Below are 17,889 nucleotides of genomic sequence, written 5' to 3' on the forward strand. Positions count from 1 at the left end.
GTTGTCTCCTTACGTGTTGCTGTGGCTGTCGCGAGTTTCACGGCCGGGGCCGGAGCTTTTCGGCGACGATGGCCCCGATCCGGGTCAGCGCCGCGGGTTGCAGCATTTCCATGTGGCCGGTGGGGATCTCGTGGGGCTCGACGGTCCCGGTGGTCAGGGGTTGCCAGCCGGCGATCGCGTCCGCCGTCGGCAGATGCGCGGGGCGGTCGACCGTGGCGACGAAAAGCAGAATGTCGCTGCCGAAGCGCTGGGAGGTGTGCATCGGCCCGATCCGGGCGAGGTTCCGCATGACCTCCTCCAAGCGCGGCCGGGCGCCTGCCTCCGCGGCTATTCCGGCGGCGAGCTCCAACTGTTGTTCCTGCTGCTTGTCGAAGTCCTGGGCTTCCTGACCGCTCCCGTTGCCGCGAGGGCGCGAGAACCGCCCTTTGTCGGTGGGATAGGCGTCGAGCAGGGCGAGCAGGCCGACCTCCTCTCCCTCGGCCTCGAGCAGCACGGCCATCGCCTGCGCGATCCTGCCGCCGAGCGACCAACCGAGGAGGTGGTACGGACCGGTCGGCCGCACGGTCCGGATTTGCTCGACGTAGTCGGCCGCCATCTCCTCGACGCTGGCCGCGAGCGGTTCCGCGCGGGCCAAGCCTCGTGCCTGCACCCCGTAGACCGGCTGGTTCGGTGGAAGGCTGCGCAGCAACGGCGCGTAGTTCCAGCTCAGGCCCCCGCTCGCGTGCACGCAGAACAGCGGTGGTCGGTTGCCGCCCGCTCGCAGCGGCAGGAGTACCTCGAAGTCGCCCGTGCCGGTCCTCACCGGAGTGCGTGATCGTCCCCGCTCGCCCCCCACGGTCAGTGCGCCGGAGGAGGACCAGCGGGCGCGCTCGGCGTCGTCCAGAACGACGTCCAGGCCGCTGACGCGCCGCTCGGGATCTTCCGCCACCTGCTCCAGCACCTGGACCAGCCGCTGGGCCAGTGTCTCGGCCGTGGCCCGGTCGAAGAGGTCGGCGGCATAGTGCAGAGTGCCCTCGATGCCGTCCTCGTGGTCATCCTCGTCGCGGCGCTCCGTCAGCTTGAACGAGAGATCCAGCTCGATGGCCTCGGATTCGACGCGGTCGACGCTGGTGCGCAGGGCGGGCAGTTCCATCGCGTCCCACGCGCCGATGTCCTCCTCGCGCACTTCCAGTCCCACTTGGAACACGGGGTGGCGGGAGAGCGAGCCCGGCAGGTCCAGCAGCTCGACGATCTTTTCGAAGGGCACGTCCAGGTGTTGGCGCGCAGTCCGTGCCGCTTCCTGTACCCGGGTGACGACCTCCAGGAAGGACGGGTCGCCGGAGAGGTCGGTACGCAGGGCAAGCGGCCGGGCGAACGGTCCGATCACGGGCTCCAGGTCGATCAGGTCGTCGTCCCGCGGCAGCGTCGTGCCGATCACCAGGTCCTCGCCGGCGCCGGATTTGGTCAGCAGCATGGCAAGCGCGGCATGCACCGCCTGCTGCGTGTGCGCGCCGACCGAATCCACTGCCTCGGTCAACCGGGCGTGCGGGCCGGCGTCCAGCCGCAACGCCACCGTGCCGGCCCGCCGTGACGGGACGGCCGGTCGCGGGCGGTCGAACGGGAGCACCGTCTCCCCGTCGATTCCGTCCAGGTTGTCCCGCCAGAACACGATCTGCTCGTTGATCAGGCCGTCCGGTTCGTGCTCGTCCTCGAGCAGCCGCCGTTCCCAGATCGCGTAGTCGGCGAACTGCAGGGCCAGGGGCGCCCGCTCCGGCGCCCGGCCCGCGCGCCGCGCGCCGTACGCGGCCGCCAGGTCACGGAAGAGCACATCGAGCGAGTCGTCATCGGCAAGGATCCGGTGCACCTTCAGGTGCAAGACGTGTTCCTTTTCCGAAAGTACGAACAGATCGCTCCGCCACGGCACCTCCCGGGTGAGGTCGAGGACCGACTCGCGCGCCTCGGCCAGCAGGCCGGGAAGGTCCTCCTCGGTGGCAGGCTTCGGCGTCAACTCGACCGCCAAGGTGTCGTGGATGTGCTGGCGCACGCTCTGCGCGTCTCCGGGGAAGGTGGTCCGGAGGATTTCGTGCCGGGTCGCGATGTCGCCGAGCGCCGCCTCCAGCGCCGGCACGTCCAACCGGCCGCGCAAACGCAACGCGACCGAGGCGTGGAGGCCGGCCGTCTCCTCTCCGGGCCGGGCCAACAGCCAGGCGCGGAGCTGCCGCGCGGTGAGCGGAACCCGGTCCGGCCGCGTGACGGGTTCCAGCGCGGGGCGTGACTTGGCGGCCAGCGCCCTGGCCACACCCGCGGGGGTGGCCGAGGAAAACAGTTGCCGGATGGGCAGATCGGCCCCGAGTTCCTCCCGGATCCGCGCGATGAGCCGCATGGCCAGCGCCGAACTCCCGCCCAGATCGTGAAAGGCGTCGTCGACACCCACCTGGTCGACACCGAGGATTTCGGCGAAAAGCGCGCACAACACCTTTTCGGTCTCGCTCTCCGGCGCCTTGTCCGACGCGCTTCCCGCGAGATCCGGGGCGGGCAGGGCCCGGCGATCCACCTTTCCGTTGGGCGTGACGGGTAGGCCGGGCAGAACGACAACCGCCACGGGAACCATGTATGCGGGCAGCACCAAGGCCATTTGCCGCCGGATTTCCTCCGGCCCCGCGTCACTGCCGTCGGAGACGACGTAGCCCACCAGACGCTTTTCGCCGGGCTGGTCCTCCCGCGCCATGACGACTGCTTCGACCACCCCGGGCTGCGCCGCCAGCACTGCCTCGACCTCACCGAGCTCCACCCGGTAGCCGCGGATCTTCACCTGGTCGTCGGCGCGCCCGAGGAAGACCACCTCGCCGTCGCGGGTCCAACGCGCCAGGTCTCCGGTGCGGTACATCCGCCCACCCGTCGCCCGACCACCACCCCTCACGGAGAGGCTTCGCGCCGCGGCGTCATTGCCCAGTCCGAACGGGCACGCCACGAACCGTTCGGCCGTCAGGCCCGGCTTGCCGAGGTAACCGCGAGCCAGCCCCGTGCCCGCGATGTACAACTCGCCGGCCACTCCCGGCGGGACCGGTCGCAGGAACGGGTCGAGAATGTAGATCGCACGGTTCGTCATGGGATGGCCGATCGGCAGCTCCCGGTCGATCACGTCACCGGGCTCGATCGGGAACCACGTCGCGCAGAGGGTGGTCTCGGTCGGCCCGTAGGTGTTCCGCACTCGCAGCCCGGGCTGGGCCCGCCGCAGATGCTCCACGGTGTGCGCGGGAACCACGTCACCGCCGGTCCCGATCTCGGCCAAGCCGGTGAAGCATTCCGGCGACGTTTCCGCCAGGGCACGGAAGGTACCGGCGGTGAGGTGGACGGCGGTCGCGCCGCGCTTCACCGCCTGCCGAACTCCGGCCGCGTCAAGGACTCCCGGTTCGGTGAGCAGGACGCGGCCACCCGTGACGAGCGGGACCCACATCGCATAGAGGGAAGGATCGAAGACGTGTGTCGCGTGCATCAACACGCCGTCGCCGGGACCGATCCGCCAGCCCGTGTCACCGGCCAGGCCCGCCACCGCCCCATGCGGGATGGCCACCCCCTTCGGGACACCGGTGGATCCCGACGTGTACATCACGTACGCCAGATCATCGGCGCTCAGCCGGTTCTCCGGTGCCGTGGCGGCGCAGGCGTCGACGGCCGCACGCGTCTCCGGCAGGTCGAGCACGATCGCGTTCTCCGGCACGACTCCGCTGGTGGCCCGGGTGCACAAAACGGTCGTGATCCCGGAGTCGGCGAGGATGAACGCGATCCGCTCGGCCGGGTACTCGACGTCCACCGGGACGTACGCCGCGCCGGCCTTCCAGATCGCCAGGAAGGCGATCAGCAGGTCCGGCGAGCGGTCCATGGCCACCCCGACGCGGTCGCCGCGGCCGACACCACGACCGGCGAGGTAGCCGGCCAGCCGGTTCGACGCCTGGTCGAGGGCGGCGTAGGTCAGGTCCGTGCCGCCGGCATCGGTGACCGCCACCGCGTCCGGCGCCGCGAGCACCCGCCGCTCGAACATGTCGACCACGGACTGCCCTGGCACCGGTCCCGCGGTCGCGTTCCAGCCCTCCACCACCCGGGCACGTTCGGCCTCGCTCACCAACGTCAGACGGCCGACGAGCACATCGGGCTCGGTGACCAGCCGCTCCAGCACGCGAGCCAGCGCGCCGGCCACCGATTCGGCGGCCGCGTGGTCGAACAGGCCCCGGTCGTAGTCGAGGATGAGCGGCATCCGCTCTCCGGGGCCGGTGATCAGGGTGAACGGGTAGTGCGAGGAGTTGCGCCCTCGTTTCACCGGGCGCAGTGCCAAGCCGCCGTCCCGCGCCTGGTCTAGTCCCGTGCGCGGGAAGTTCTCGTAGATGACGAGCGTGTCGAAGAACGCTCCCGGTCCGGCGACGGCCTGCACGTCCTGCAGACCGAGGTGCTGGTGAGCCATGAGCGCCGACTGGCCGCGCTGCACTTCGGCGAGCATCTCGACCACCCGCTGCCCGCCGTCGAGCCGGACCCGCACCGGAAGGGTGTTCATCAGCTGGCCGACCATCGACTCCACACCGGCCAACTCGGCGGGCCGTCCCGAGGCGGTCGCGCCGAACACCACGTCGGTCCGGCCGGCGAGTTGCGACAGCACGACGGCCCACGCACCCTGCACGACGGTGTTCAGGGTGAGGTCGTGGCCGCGCGCCCAACGGGCCAGACCGTCCGTCAGCTCCGGGGACAGTTCGACCACCACGGTGTCGATGTCGGGCACTCGGGCCGGGTCGGCGGGGGCGACCGTGGTGGGTGTGTCCAGCCCGGCGAGCTCCAGCCGCCATGCCGCCCGGGCCGCCTCCTTGTCCTGCCTGCCCAGCCAAGCGAGATAGTCCCGATAGGACACAGTGGCAGGCAGTCCGGACGCGTCTCCGCCCGCCGCGTAGATCGCGGAGAGCTCCCGGTGAATGATCGGCGCCGACCAGCCGTCCAACAGGACATGGTGCAGGGTGTGCACGAGCCGGTGGCGCTCCGGGCCGAGCCGGATCAGGTGCAGTTTCATCAGCGGCGCCACCTCGATCCGGAGGCGCTCGGCCAGTTCTTCCGCCGCCAGCCGGTCCACCTCGGTGTCGGCGATGTCCTCCGGCAGCCCGGAAAGGTCCGTCTCCCGCCACGGGAGTTCGGCGTCCCGCGCGATGACCTGCACCATCTGCGCTCCGCTGACATAACGGAAACAGGCCCGCAGCGCGGCATGCCGGTCCACGACCGCCTGCCACGATGCCTTCAACCGCACCGAATCCAGCGGTCCGTCGATGGCATAGACGGACTGCACGGTGTAGGTGTCCTGCCCGTCGTGGTCGAGGGCGGTGTGATAGAGCATTCCCTCCTGCAGCGGCGAAAGAGGCCAGACGTCTTCCACGCCGGAGCGCGGCTTTGCCCGGGTGTCGTCAACGGTCACGATCGCTCCTTAGAGGTCATTCGCCGGCCAGTCCGGCCTCGAGTTGGTCAAGCTGGTCAGGGGAAAGATCGACGAGCATGCCGCCCGCGGACTCCGGTGCCGCGGCGGTGTCCCCGCCCTCGGCCGCGAATTCCTTGACCAGCACCGCCAGCCGTTCCGGCGTCTTTTCGTCGAACACCTGCCACGGCGTCAGTTCCAGGCCTCTCCGGCGGGCCCGGGCCGACAGTTGCATCGAGAGGATCGAATCTCCGCCCAGCTCGAAGAAACTGTCGTCGGCGCCCACGCGATCCAGGCCGAGCACCTCCGCGAACAGTGCGCACAACCGCGCCTCCATGGCCGTGCGCGGATCCCGTTTCGAAGCCATCCCGGCGAAGTCGGGGGCCTGCAGCGCCCGCTGATCGAGCTTGCCGTTCGGGGTCAGGGGCATCCGGTCCAACGCCACGAAGGCCGCGGGCATCATGTATTCCGGCAGGCGTTCGGCCGCCAGTTCGCGCAGCGCGGACATCAGGGCGCCGCCCGGACCGGCCTCCGCGGCCGAGGGGACGACATAGGCCACCAGCCGCTTCTCGCCCGGCCCGTCCCTGCGGACGGCGACGGCTACCTGGGAAACCCCCGGATGCTCCGCCAGCACGGCCTCGATCTCGGCGGGCTCGACCCGGTAGCCGCGGACCTTGACCTGCGCGTCGACCCGGCCGACGAAGATCAACTGACCTTCCCGGGTCCAGCGGAACCGGTCGCCGGAGCGGTACATCCGGGCGCCCGGCGAGAACGGGTCGGCGACGAACCGTTCCGCCGTCAGGCCCGGGCGTCCGAGGTAGCCGCGGGCGAGTCCGGCCCCCGAGATGTAGAGCTCTCCCGCCACACCTGGCGGCACCGGTTGCAGGAAGGCGTCGAGCACGTAATGCCGCACGTTGCGGATCGGGCCGCCGAGCGGGACCACTTCGTGCCCCGGGGACAACGGGGAACTCATCGTCGAGCAGATGGTCGTCTCGGTCGGCCCGTAGGCGTTGATCATCCGACGGCCCGGCGACCAGCGGTCCACCAGTGCGGGTGGCAACACCTCGCCACCCGTCAGCACGGTGGCCAGGGTGTCCGGCAGGTCGTCTTCGACCGCCAGCACACTCGGCGACACGGTGAGATGCGTGATATCCCACCGGCGTATGGCGTCGCCCAGGGTCACCCGGGGCGGCATGCTCTCCACCGGAGGCAGCACCAGGGTTCCGCCCGCCAGCAGTGCCATGTAGAGCTCGGAGACGATGGCGTCGAATCCGATGGCGGACAACTGGAGGACCCGCGAGGAGGACGTCACGCCCATCCGTTCGATATGCGCCCGCGCCAGATTGCCCAGCCCGGAATGGGTGACCAGGACGCCCTTGGGCACCCCCGTCGACCCCGAGGTGTAGATCACGTACGCCGCATCGCCCAGCCCCACCGGCGGCAGCACCACACCCGGATCGGCGGTGGGCAGTTCGTCCAGCACCAGCACCGTGCCCGCGAACTCCTCCGGCACCACCGCCCGGGTCGCCGCCGTGCACACCAGCACCTCCGGCGCGGAACTCGTCAGCATCAACTCGATCCGCTCGGCCGGATACTCCGGATCGACCGGAACGAACGCCCCGCCGGCGAACAACACGCCGAGCAGGGTCACCGCCAGCTCCGCCGACCGCTCTACCAGCACTCCCACCCGGGTCTCCCGCCGCACACCCGAACCGGCGAGCAGCCGCGCCAGCGTCTCCACCTCGTCCAGCAGTTCACTGAACGACAGGCTCCGCGCCGCGTCCACCACCGCGACCGCATCCGGCGACCGCCGCACCTGCGCGCGGAGCAACACCGGCAACGACTCCGCTTCCAGCGGCGCGTCGGTGCGATTCCATTCCTCCACCACCAGGCGGCGCTCCGCCGCGCCGATCAGGCCGATCCGCCCCACCGGTATCCGCGGATCGGCGGTCACCTGAGCCAGTGCCCGGACGATCGCCGCGCGCATCTCCTCGACCTGGGCGCGATCGAACGCGTCCGGCCGGAAGACGATGTCGCCGCGAACGCCATCGCTTTCCGACGCGCGCAAGGAAAGCGGGTAGTGCCCGTAATGCCCGCTGTCGCTCAGGACTCCCGCCGGACGGACGGAGACCTTTTCGGGGTCGTCGGCCGAACGCGGCGGACGCGGGTAGTTCTCGAACAACACGAGCGTGTCGAACGCCGCGCCCTGACCGGCGAACTGGTTGATCTCGGCCAGCCCGATGTGCTGGTGCGCCATCGTCGCGACCTGACGTTCCTGGAGATCGGTCAGCATGTCGACGAACGGTTCGGCGCCGGCCAGCCGGGCACGGACCGGCAGCGTGTTGATGAACAGGCCGACCGCGGACTCGACGCCGGGGATCTCGGCCGGACGCCCGGCCACCGTGGTCCCGAAGACCACGTCGTTTCGTCCCGTCAGCCGGGCCAGGAGGAGCGCCCAGATCCCCTCGAAGAGGGTGTTCATCGTCACGCCGTGGTGGCGGGTGAACTCCACGACCTGCCGGCTCAGCTCGTCGTCGAGCTCGAACTTGACACGCTCGCGTTCGACGGGCGCGGTGATCGTCTCCGGCGGCACCACATGGGTTCCCTCGTCGAGCCCCGCCAGCTCGGTCCGCCACGCCTCCCGCGCGGCCTCCTTGTCCTGGCGAGCGAGCCAGGCGAGATAGTCCCGGTACGACGTCGGGGCCGGAAGGGCATGGCTGTCGCCGCCGGCTTCGTAGACCGCCATCGCGTCGGCGGAGAAGATCGGCAGGGACCATCCGTCGGCCGAAATGTGATGCGACATGATGATCAGCCGATGCCGGCGTTCGCCGAGACGCACCAGGTGCAGGCGCAGCAGTGGCGCCCGGGTCAGGTCGAACCGCTCGGCCTGTGACTCCGCCGCGAGGCGCTCGAATTCCGCCGGTACCTCGTCCTCGGGCAGCGCGGACAGATCGGTTTCCCGCCAGGGCAGCGTGGCCTCGCGGGCGATCGCCTGCACGGTCTCACCGGACTCGAGCTGATGAAAACTCGCCCGCAGGGCGGCATGCCGGTCGAGAAGGGCCTGCCAGGAGGCGCGGAAGCGGGCGACGTCGAGGGGTCCGTCGACGGCGAGGGCGAGCATCGCCGCATAGACTTCCGGGCCCCGTTGGTCGGCGGCATGGAAAAGCAGGCCCTCCTGGAGCGGAGACAGCGGCCAGATGTCGAGCAGGTTTCCTACGGCGGCCTCGACCTCTTCCACATCCCGCTGCGTCAGCGCGGTGAGGGGGAAGTCGGAGGGAGTGTGGCCTCCGGCGCCGTTACCGATCCGACCGAAAGTAGGCGGACACGGCCCGCAACCGACTTGCTCGTAGAGACCCGTTTCCGCCGTGGCTGCCGTCGGATTGGTAACGAACGGCACAGTGCCGACGTGGGCGGCGAGCCCGGTCAGCATGTCCAGCCATGCCCTCCCCAGCGACTCCGCTTCGGTGTCACCGAGAATCCGCCCTGCCCAGGTCACGGTCAGCGTGAACGCCGGTCCGTCCGCGGTGTCCAGCACGACCGCGTCGATCTCGACGACGTGCCGCAACGGCATGTCCCGCTCGGCCGCACCGCCGACGGTTCCCACCATCTGCCAGGGCTCCGCGTCGCGCTCGGGGCGGGACGAAAAGCGGCCGAGGTAGTTGAACCCGATCTCCGGCGCGGGAAGGGCCGCGAGGGCTTGCCCCGTCTCGGCGTTGAGATAACGCAGCATCCCGTAGCCGAGCCCGCCGACGGGCACGGCTCGCACGTTTTCCTTGACCTGCTTCAGCAGGCGACCGGCCGCGCCGCCACCGGCGATCGCTTCGGCGAGGTCGACCCCGGTCACCTCCAGCCGGAGCGGATGGAGGTCGGTGAACCAGCCGAGCGTCCGCGAGAGGTCCATGTCGTCGATGGGCTGACGGCCATGACCTTCGACATCCACCACGACGGCGGTGCCGCCGCGCCAGGCGGCGACCGCACCCGCCAGGGTGGCCAGCAACACTTCGTGGACACCGCAGTGGAAGGCCGAGGTCGCCTTCTCCACGAGCGCACCCGCTTGCTCCGGCGGCAAGGTCCAGGACCTGCGTCCCGCGGTGGACACGGTGTCACGCCGGGGATCCAGCTCGCCCAGCCGCGATCGCGCTCCGCCGAGGATCTCCGTCCATCTCGTCAGCTCAGTGGTCCGGACCATTGCCTGATCGGCCAGCGTCCGCGCCCATCGCCGGAAGGAGACGTCCACCGGATCGAGCGCCGGTTCCCGGCCCGCCACCGCCGCTTCACAAGCCGTCCGCAGATCCGGCAGCAGGATCTGCCACGACACCGCGTCGACCACGAGGTGATGCGCGGCCACGACGACCCGCCCCACCCGGCCGGGCCCCGCGTCGACCCACACCGCCTGGACCATCACGCCCGCGGCGGGATCCAGCCGCCGGGCGGCCTCTTCGGCGCGACGACCCGCGATCCGGTCCGGATCACCCGCGCCGGCCTCGACCCGCTCGACCATCGTCGCCGCGTCCACGGCCCCCCGTTCGGCGACGACCAGCCGGGGCTCTTCTCCCTCGGTCTCGACGATCCGGCTCCGCAACATGTCGTGTGTGCCGATCACCGCGTCCAATCCGGCCACCAGCGCGTCCACCGACAGGTCACCGGGCGCACCGATGATGACCCACTGCGCCAGGGCGCCCCGGGTCATCGCGCGAGGATCGCGTTCGATCAGTGCCCGGAGCACCGGCGTCAACGCGACCTCACCGACACCGTCGGCGAGGTCGGCCGGCGTCCGGGCGCCGCGCTCGGCGACCGCCGCGATGCCCGCCGGCGTCCGGTGTTCGAAGACCTGTTCCGCATCGAAAACGACGTCCTCGCGCCGCGCGCGGGCGGCCAGCCGCATGGAGAGGATCGAATCCCCGCCCAGTTCGAAGAAACTGTCGTCGGCGCCGACCCGGTCCAGCCCGAGGACCTCGGCGAACAGTTCGCACAGCACTCGCTCGGCCTCGGTGCGCGGCTCACGGCCCGCCGGCTTCCCGGTGAGCTCGGGAGCGGGCAGGGCCGGACGGTCGATCTTTCCGTTGACCGTCAACGGGAAACCGTCCAGCACGACCACCACTGCCGGCACCAGGTACTCCGGCAGCCGCGCCGCGAGGTGCTCGCGGACCGCGCCGGAATCCAGTCCCTGCCCCGATTCCGCGGTCACGTACGCGATCAGCCGCTTCTCGCCAGGGCCGTCCTCCCTCGCCACGACGACCGCCTGCGCGACCTGGGGAACTTCGGTCAGTGCCCCCTCGATCTCCGCGGGCTCGACCCGGTAGCCGCGGATCTTCACCTGGTCGTCGGCCCGTCCCGCGAACACCAGCTCGCCTTGGTCGCTCCAGCGCGCCAGGTCGCCGGTCCGGTACATCCTCGCCGCGGTGTCATCCGCCTTGTCCGGGGCGAAGGGGTTGGCGACGAATCGTTCCGAGGTCGGTCCGCCGGCGCCGAGGTAACCGTGCGCCAGACCGGCGCCCGCGAGGTAGAGCTCGCCGGTCACGTTCGGCGCCACCGGCTGGAGGAACGCGTCGAGCACATACGCCTGCCGTCCGGCCAGCGGCCTGCCGATCGGCAAGGTGTCGCCGGTTTGGGCCCACGGCTCGACGACGTGCCACGTGGCGCAGAGGGTGGTCTCGGTGGGACCGTAGAGCTGCCGGACGCGAACCTCCGGGCAGGCCCGGCGCAGCCGGGCGACGGAGGCGAGTGGTACCGCGTCCCCGCCGGTCAGGACTTCCCGCAGGCCGCGGAAGGAGTCCGGCGATTCCTCGGCCACGGCCCGGAAAGCACCGGCGGTCAGGTGGACGGTGGTCACCCCCCGGTCGATCACTTCCCGGAGCCGCCGCGCGTCGACCGTGCCCGGTTCCGCCACCATCACGCGGGCTCCGCTGACCAGCGGCACCCAGATCTCGACCAGGGACGCGTCGAACGCGTGCGAAGCGTGCAGCAGCACACAATCGCCGGCGCCCTGCCCCCAGCCCGGGTCGCTCGTCAGCGCCGCGACACTTCCGTGCGGCACCGCGACGCCCTTCGGCGTCCCGGTCGATCCCGACGTGTACATCACGTAGGCCACGTCGTGCGCTCCGACCACGAGCGGCGGCGCCTCGTGCCGTGATCCCTCGATCGCCGGCGCGTCCACGAGAACCGGCTCGATCCCGTCCGGCACCGTGTCACGGGTCGCTTCCACGCAGACCGCCACCGCTACACCGGCATCGGCCAGCATCCGTCCGATCCGTTCCTCGGGATGGTCCACGTTGACCGGGACCTGCGCGGCCCCCGCCTTCCAGGCCCCGAGAAGGGCGACGAACAGATCCGCGCCGCGTTCCATGACCACTCCGACGCGGTCACCGCGCCGCACGCCCGCCCCGGCCAGGCGCCCGGCCAGCCGGTCCGATTCCCGGTCGAGGTCGGCGTAGGACAAGGTGCGTGGCCCGTCCATGACCGCCACCGCGTCCGGGGTGGCGCAGGCCTGGCGCCGGAACAACTCCGGCACCGTCGACCCGTCGGCCGCTTCGCCGGTCGAGTTCCAGTCCTCCACCACCGACGCGCGCGTCGATTCGTTCGTCACGGCCAGACGGCCGACGAGAATCGAGGGATCCGCCACCATCCGTTCCACCACGCGGACGACCTGCCGGGCGACCTCGGTGGCCGTTCGCCGGTCGAACCGGTGGGAGCGGAAGGACACGTTGATCCGTAAGCGCTTTCCGGGAGAAACGCTCATGGCCAGCGGATAACCGGTACCCGTCCGCGTGAGGACCGAACTGATCGCGAGACCACCGTCGTCACCGAGACCGGTGGCGTCGTGCGGGTAGTTCACGACCATCACGATGGTGTCGAAGATCGCGCCCGTTCCCGCCACCTTCTGGATCGCCGGCAGTCCCAGGTACTGGTGTTCCGTCAACGCCGACTGGCACCTTTGCAGGTCCTGAAGCATCTCGAGCACCGGCAGGCCACCTTCGAGGCGAACGCGGGCGGGGACGGTGTTGATGAACATCCCCACCATCCGCTCCACCTCCGGCACCTCGGCCGGACGCCCCGACACCACCGACCCGAACACCACATCCGTCCGGCCCGCCAACCGCGCGAGCACCAACGCCCACGCGCCATGCACGATCGTGCTCAACGTCAAGCCGTGGCCACGCGCGAATCCGTCGAGGGTCCGGGTCGCCTCTTCGGACAACCATTCGGAATGCACCTCCGGCATGGCCATCGTCTTGCCCGCGTCGGCGTCCACGAGGGTCGGTTCGTCCGAGCCGGCGAGTTCGGACCGCCACGCCGAGCGGGTCGCTTCCTCGTCCTGACGGCCCAGCCAGGCCAGGTAATCCCGATAGGAGGGCGATGTCGACGAGATCTGCCCACCCGCGTAGCCGGCCGACATCTCACTCAGGACGATCGGCGTCGACCAGCCGTCCAGGAGAACATGGTGCGACGTCACCACCAACCGGTGCCTGTCCTCGCCGAGACGGATGAGCAACAGCCGGAGCAACGGCGGCTTGGCCACGTCGAAGCGTTCTGCCTGATCCTCCGCGAGAAGACGTTCGACCTCCGAGGCCGCGTCCACCTCGTCGAGCCGCGAAAGATTGGCCTCACGCCAAGGGATTTCGACCTCGCCGGCGACAACCTGCACTGTTTCGCCGGACCCCAGCTGGTGGAAGCTCGCCCGGAGCGATTCGTGCCGGGCGACCACCTGGTTCCATGACGCGCGCAACCGTTGCGCGTCGAGCGGGCCGTCGAGGTCCAGCACCCGCTGGCTCTGGTAGACATCGACCCCGGCTTCGTCCAGGGCCCGTTCGAACAGCATGCCTTCCTGGAGCGGCGACAGGGCCCAGATGTCGGTCAACCCCGGCACCGCGGCCTCCAGCTCCGCCACGTCCCGCCGCGTCAGCTCGACAAGAGCGAAGTCGGACGGGGTATGGCCACCCGCGCCAGGATCCCCGGCCAGTGCCGCGAGGCCGGTCAGCATGTCCAGCCAGGCCTCACCGAGCCGTTCCACCGTCTCGGGCGCGAGATCCCGGCCGTCGACGACGAGCCGCAGCCGAGGTCCGGCCGGAGTGTCCTGAACGTCGGCACCGACCTCCAGCACGTGGGATCCGATCAGGTCCAGACCACCGCCCAGTGACCCTTCGATCACCTCCCACGCGCTGTCTTCCGAGGCGGCACCGGACCGGCCGAGGTAGTTGAAGCCGATCCGCGCGGACGGCAACTCGGCCAGCCTGGCTCCGGTCTCGGGGTTGAGATAGCGCAACAGCCCATAACCGAGCCCATCGCCGGGAACGGCACGGACCTGGTCCTTCACGACCTTGAGCAGGTCCCCGGACGGCAGATCGGCATCGGAGACATCGAGGCGGACCGGGTGAACGCTGGTGAACCAGCCCACCGTGCGCACCAGATCCTCGCCGTCGGCGGCATGGCGGCCGTGGCCTTCCACATCCACGAGAACCGCGCCATCGCGCGCCACCGCGCCCGCGAGGCCCGCCAACAGGACTTCTTGGACCCCGCAGTGGAACGCGCCCGGCACCTGAGTCACCAGGCTGTGTGCTTCGGCTCCGGAAACTGTCCGGGACCACGAGTGAGACTGACCGCTTTGCTGTTCCGGGAACGGTTTCACGCCGTCCAGGACGGCGACCCAGTGATCGAGTTCGGCGACGGTCCGTTCGCTGGAAGCCTGCTCGGTCAGCCGCCGCGCCCACTGCCGGTACGACGTCGCCGCCGGTTCGAGGGCAGGGGTCCCGCCGGATTTCACCTCGTCGTAGGCCGATCGCAGGTCCGGCAACAGGATTCCCCACGAGACCGCGTCGACGACCAGGTGATGCGCCACGACCACCAAACGGCCCGGCCCGGCGTTTCCGGCGTCGACGCAGACGGCCCGCACCATGATGCCCGCCGCCGGGTCCAGCGCGTCCGCCGCCGTTCCGGCTTCGCGCTCGGCGACCTCATCGAGGTTCCCGGGCCCAGCCGCTACCCGCGTCACCAGGCCGGCCGCGTCCACCGCACCCTGTTCGGCCACCATCAGCCGTCCGTCGGAAGTCACCCGGGCCCGCAGAAGATCATGCACATCCAGCACCGCCCGCAGGGCCTTCACCAGCGCGTCCGGATCGAAGCCGGCCGGGGTCACGACGACTCGTGCCTGTGCGAAGCCTGGGCGCGTCACGGCATCCCCGAGGGCACGCATCACGGGCGTCCACGGGATTTCCCCCACGCCTGTGTCCATTGTGGAGCTTCGCGAGGTCGCGGTTCCGTGGGCCAGCGCCGCCAGGCGCTCCGGGGTCCGATGCTCGAACACCTGCCGAGGGGTCAGGGAGATGCCCTCGCGGCGCGCACGGGCGGCCACCCGCATCGACGAGATCGAATCCCCGCCCAGCTCGAAAAAGCTGTCCCCGACCCCGACCCCTGCCACACCGAGAACCTCGGTGAACACTCCACAAAGGATCCGCTCGGCCTCCGTGGCCGGCTCGCGGCCCACCGCGTCCGCGGCGAAATCCGGTTCGGGCAGGGCCTGCCGGTCCACCTTTCCGTTGACCGTCAACGGCAACTCGTCGAGCACCAGCACGGCGGCCGGAACCATGAATTCGGGCAGCGTCGCGGCGAGCCGTTCGCGCAGCCGCGCCGGGTCGGCTTCCCCGCCCGCTTCGGCGACCACATAACCGATCAGGCGCTCGTCCCGGGCGACCACCACGGCCTGGCCGACGCCGGGCAGCCCGGCGAGAACCACCTCGATCTCCCCGGGCTCCACTCGGTACCCGCGGATCTTCACCTGGTCGTCGGCCCGTCCGGCGAACACCAGCTCGCCCTTGCCGGTCCAGTACGCCAGATCCCCCGTCCGATACATCCTCCCACCCGTCACCCGACCACCACCCCCCACGGAGACGCTCCGCGCCGCGGCATCGCCCGTCGCCCGACCGTCACCCCCCACGGAGGCGCTCCGCGCCGCGGCGTCATCCGTCAACGGATCGGCGACGAAACGCTCGGCCGTCAACGCCGGACGACCCAGATAGCCCTGCGCCACACCGGCTCCGGCGACATACAACTCGCCCACGACTCCCGGCGGCACGGGCCGCAAGAACGCATCGAGGACGTACACCCGCCGTCCGGAAAGCGGTCGTCCGATCGGGAGCACCGCACCCGTCTCGTCGCCGGGTTCGAGCATCCACCACGTCGCACACAGCGTGGCCTCCGTCGGGCCGTAGAGATGCCGCACCCGCACGTCCGGGCACGCCCGCCGCACCCGCTTCACCGCGGCCAACGGCACCGCGTCCCCGCCGGTCAGCACCTCGCGCAGACCGGCGACCGACTCCGGGGACTCCTCGGCCAGCACCCGGAAGGTCCCGGCGGTCAGGTGGGCGGCCGTGACCCCGGAGCCCACATATCCGGCCAGCGCCTCGCTGTCCACCGAGCCGGGTCCCGCCAGCACCACCCGGGCACCCGAAACCAGCGGCACCCACATTTCGAACAGAGAGATGTCGAACGCGTGCGAGGCATGCATCAACACGGCGTCGTCGGGCCCCACTCCCCATCCCGGCTCCCCGACCAACGCCGCGACATTGCCGTGCGATACCGCGACCCCCTTCGGCGTGCCCGTCGACCCCGACGTGTACATCACGTAGGCGAGGTCATGGGTGGTCGCACCGACCGACAGACGAGCGCACTCCGCCACCGCTTGCCGCGTCGGCGGATCGTCGAGGACGACCGGATCGAGCCCGCCGTCCAGCACGGCATCCCGGTGCGCTTCCGCGCACACCACGGCCACCGGCTCCGCGTCCGCCAGCATGAACTTCACGCGTTCCGCCGGGTAGGCGGGATCCACCGGAACATAGGCCGCGCCCGTCTTCCACACCGCGAGCAACGTCGCGATCAGGTCGGGCGACCGTTCCATCACCACGGCCACCCGATCCCCGCGCCGAACCCCACGGCCGCTCAGGTAGCCGGCGAGCCTCTCCGAGTACTCCGCCAGTTCCCCGTAGGACATCACCCGATCGCCATCGAGGACCGCCACCCCGTCGCGGCGGCGCTCCACCTGACGGTCGAACAGATCAGGAGCCAGACAACTCGGCACCACGGGGGAGCCTGCGCTCCATTCGTTCACGACCAAAGCACGCTCGGCCGTAGTCGTCACATCGACGTCGGCCACCGTGAGGTCGCGTGCACCCGTCAACTGACGAAGAATCCCCGTGAATCGCTCGATGATGGCGAGCGCGGTGTTCCGGTCGAAAAGATCCGCCCGATAGTCGAGATTGAGCAGCATCGACTCGCCCGGGACGGCGACCAGCGTCAGCGGATAATGAGCGGCTTCCCTGCCCTGGTTGATGCGAATGCCGAAAGTCTCCGCGGAGTCCGGTTCGCCGAGCTCACGGGGAAAGTTCTGGAAGACCAGCAAAGTGTCGAAGATCGCGCCGGGGCCTGCCGCCTTCTTGATGTCCGCCAGCCCCGCGTACTGGTGAGGAATGAGCGCCGACTGCCGCTTCTGCGACTCCGCCAGCAGTTCGACGACCGGCATCGAGCCGCGCAGCCGCACGCGCACCGGAACGGTGTTGAGGAACAGCCCCACCATTCCTTCCACGCCGGGCAAATCCGGCGGGCGCGCCGACGCGACGGCCCCGAACACCACATCCGTCCGGCCTGACAGCTGCGCCAGCACCAGCGCCCACGCGCCCTGCACCACCGTGTTCAGCGTCAGCCCATGGCCACGAGCCAGTTCGCCCAGCGATCGCGTGAGGTTCTCCGGCAGCTCGACCGTGACGTTCTCCGGCATTTCGGGCGCTCGCCCCTGATCGGCGGGCGCCACCAGCGTCGGCTCCCCGGCACCACGCAGTTCGGCCGCCCATGCCGACAGCGTCCGCTCCTTGTCCTGCCGGTCCAGCCACGCGAGATATTCGCGGTACGACCGCGCCGGAGGCAGGTCCAGCGGGTCACCATCGGCCGCGTACAGCGCCAACAACTCGTCGAAGATGATGGGCATCGACCAGCCGTCCATGATCGCGTGATGGCAGGTGACCACCAGGCGATGGTTGCCGTCGGTGACCCGGATCAGGGTCAGCCGCAGCAACGGCGGGTTCGCGAGGTCGAATCCCGCCGTCCGATCCTCCTCGGCCAGCTCTCGCACGGCCTTTTCGGGATCATCGAGACGGGAAACGTCGGCCACCCGCCAGGGCAGTTCCACCTGCCTGGGGATCAGCTGCACCGTCTCACCCGATTTGCGCTGCCGGAAACAAGCCCGGAGTGCGGCGTGCCGGGCCAGCAGCGCCTCCCAAGCCGCGCGCAGCCGGGCCGCGTGCACCGGCCCGTCCAGGTCCAGGATCCAGTGGCCCACGTAGAGGCCGGGTCCGTCGGCGTCGTAGACCGTGTGGAAGAGCAGCCCTTCCTGGAGTGGCGACAGCGGCCAGAATTCCTCGATCCGCGACTGAGCCATCAATATCTCCCTCGATCATCTACGGACCCCGCGAAAAGAA

The 17,889-nt window shown here is 70.3% G+C and carries 2 protein-coding genes; both read right to left on the reverse strand.

Going from position 1 to position 17,889, the window contains the following annotated elements; all coding sequences use genetic code 11:
* Positions 1–37 precede the first annotated feature (37 nt).
* On the reverse strand, positions 38–5,428 hold the full coding sequence (locus ACFSXZ_RS28175; RefSeq protein ID WP_378268240.1) for an amino acid adenylation domain-containing protein: 5,391 nt from the start codon (positions 5,426–5,428) through the stop codon (positions 38–40).
* Between the two features lie 16 nt (positions 5,429–5,444).
* A complete protein-coding gene (locus ACFSXZ_RS28180; RefSeq protein ID WP_378268241.1) occupies positions 5,445–17,849 on the reverse strand; it encodes a non-ribosomal peptide synthetase in 12,405 nt (4,134 codons plus the stop codon).
* Between the last annotated feature and the right edge of the window lie 40 nt (positions 17,850–17,889).

This window comes from Amycolatopsis pigmentata, from assembly GCF_042684065.1.
In the GTDB taxonomy this organism is placed as follows: Bacteria; Actinomycetota; Actinomycetes; order Mycobacteriales; family Pseudonocardiaceae; genus Amycolatopsis_E; species Amycolatopsis_E pigmentata.

Excerpts from the sequence above, each read along its gene's own strand:
- ACFSXZ_RS28180 (WP_378268241.1), bottom strand. The coding sequence starts at position 17,849 with ATGGCTCAGTCGCGGATCGAGGAATTCTGGCCGCTGTCGCCACTCCAG.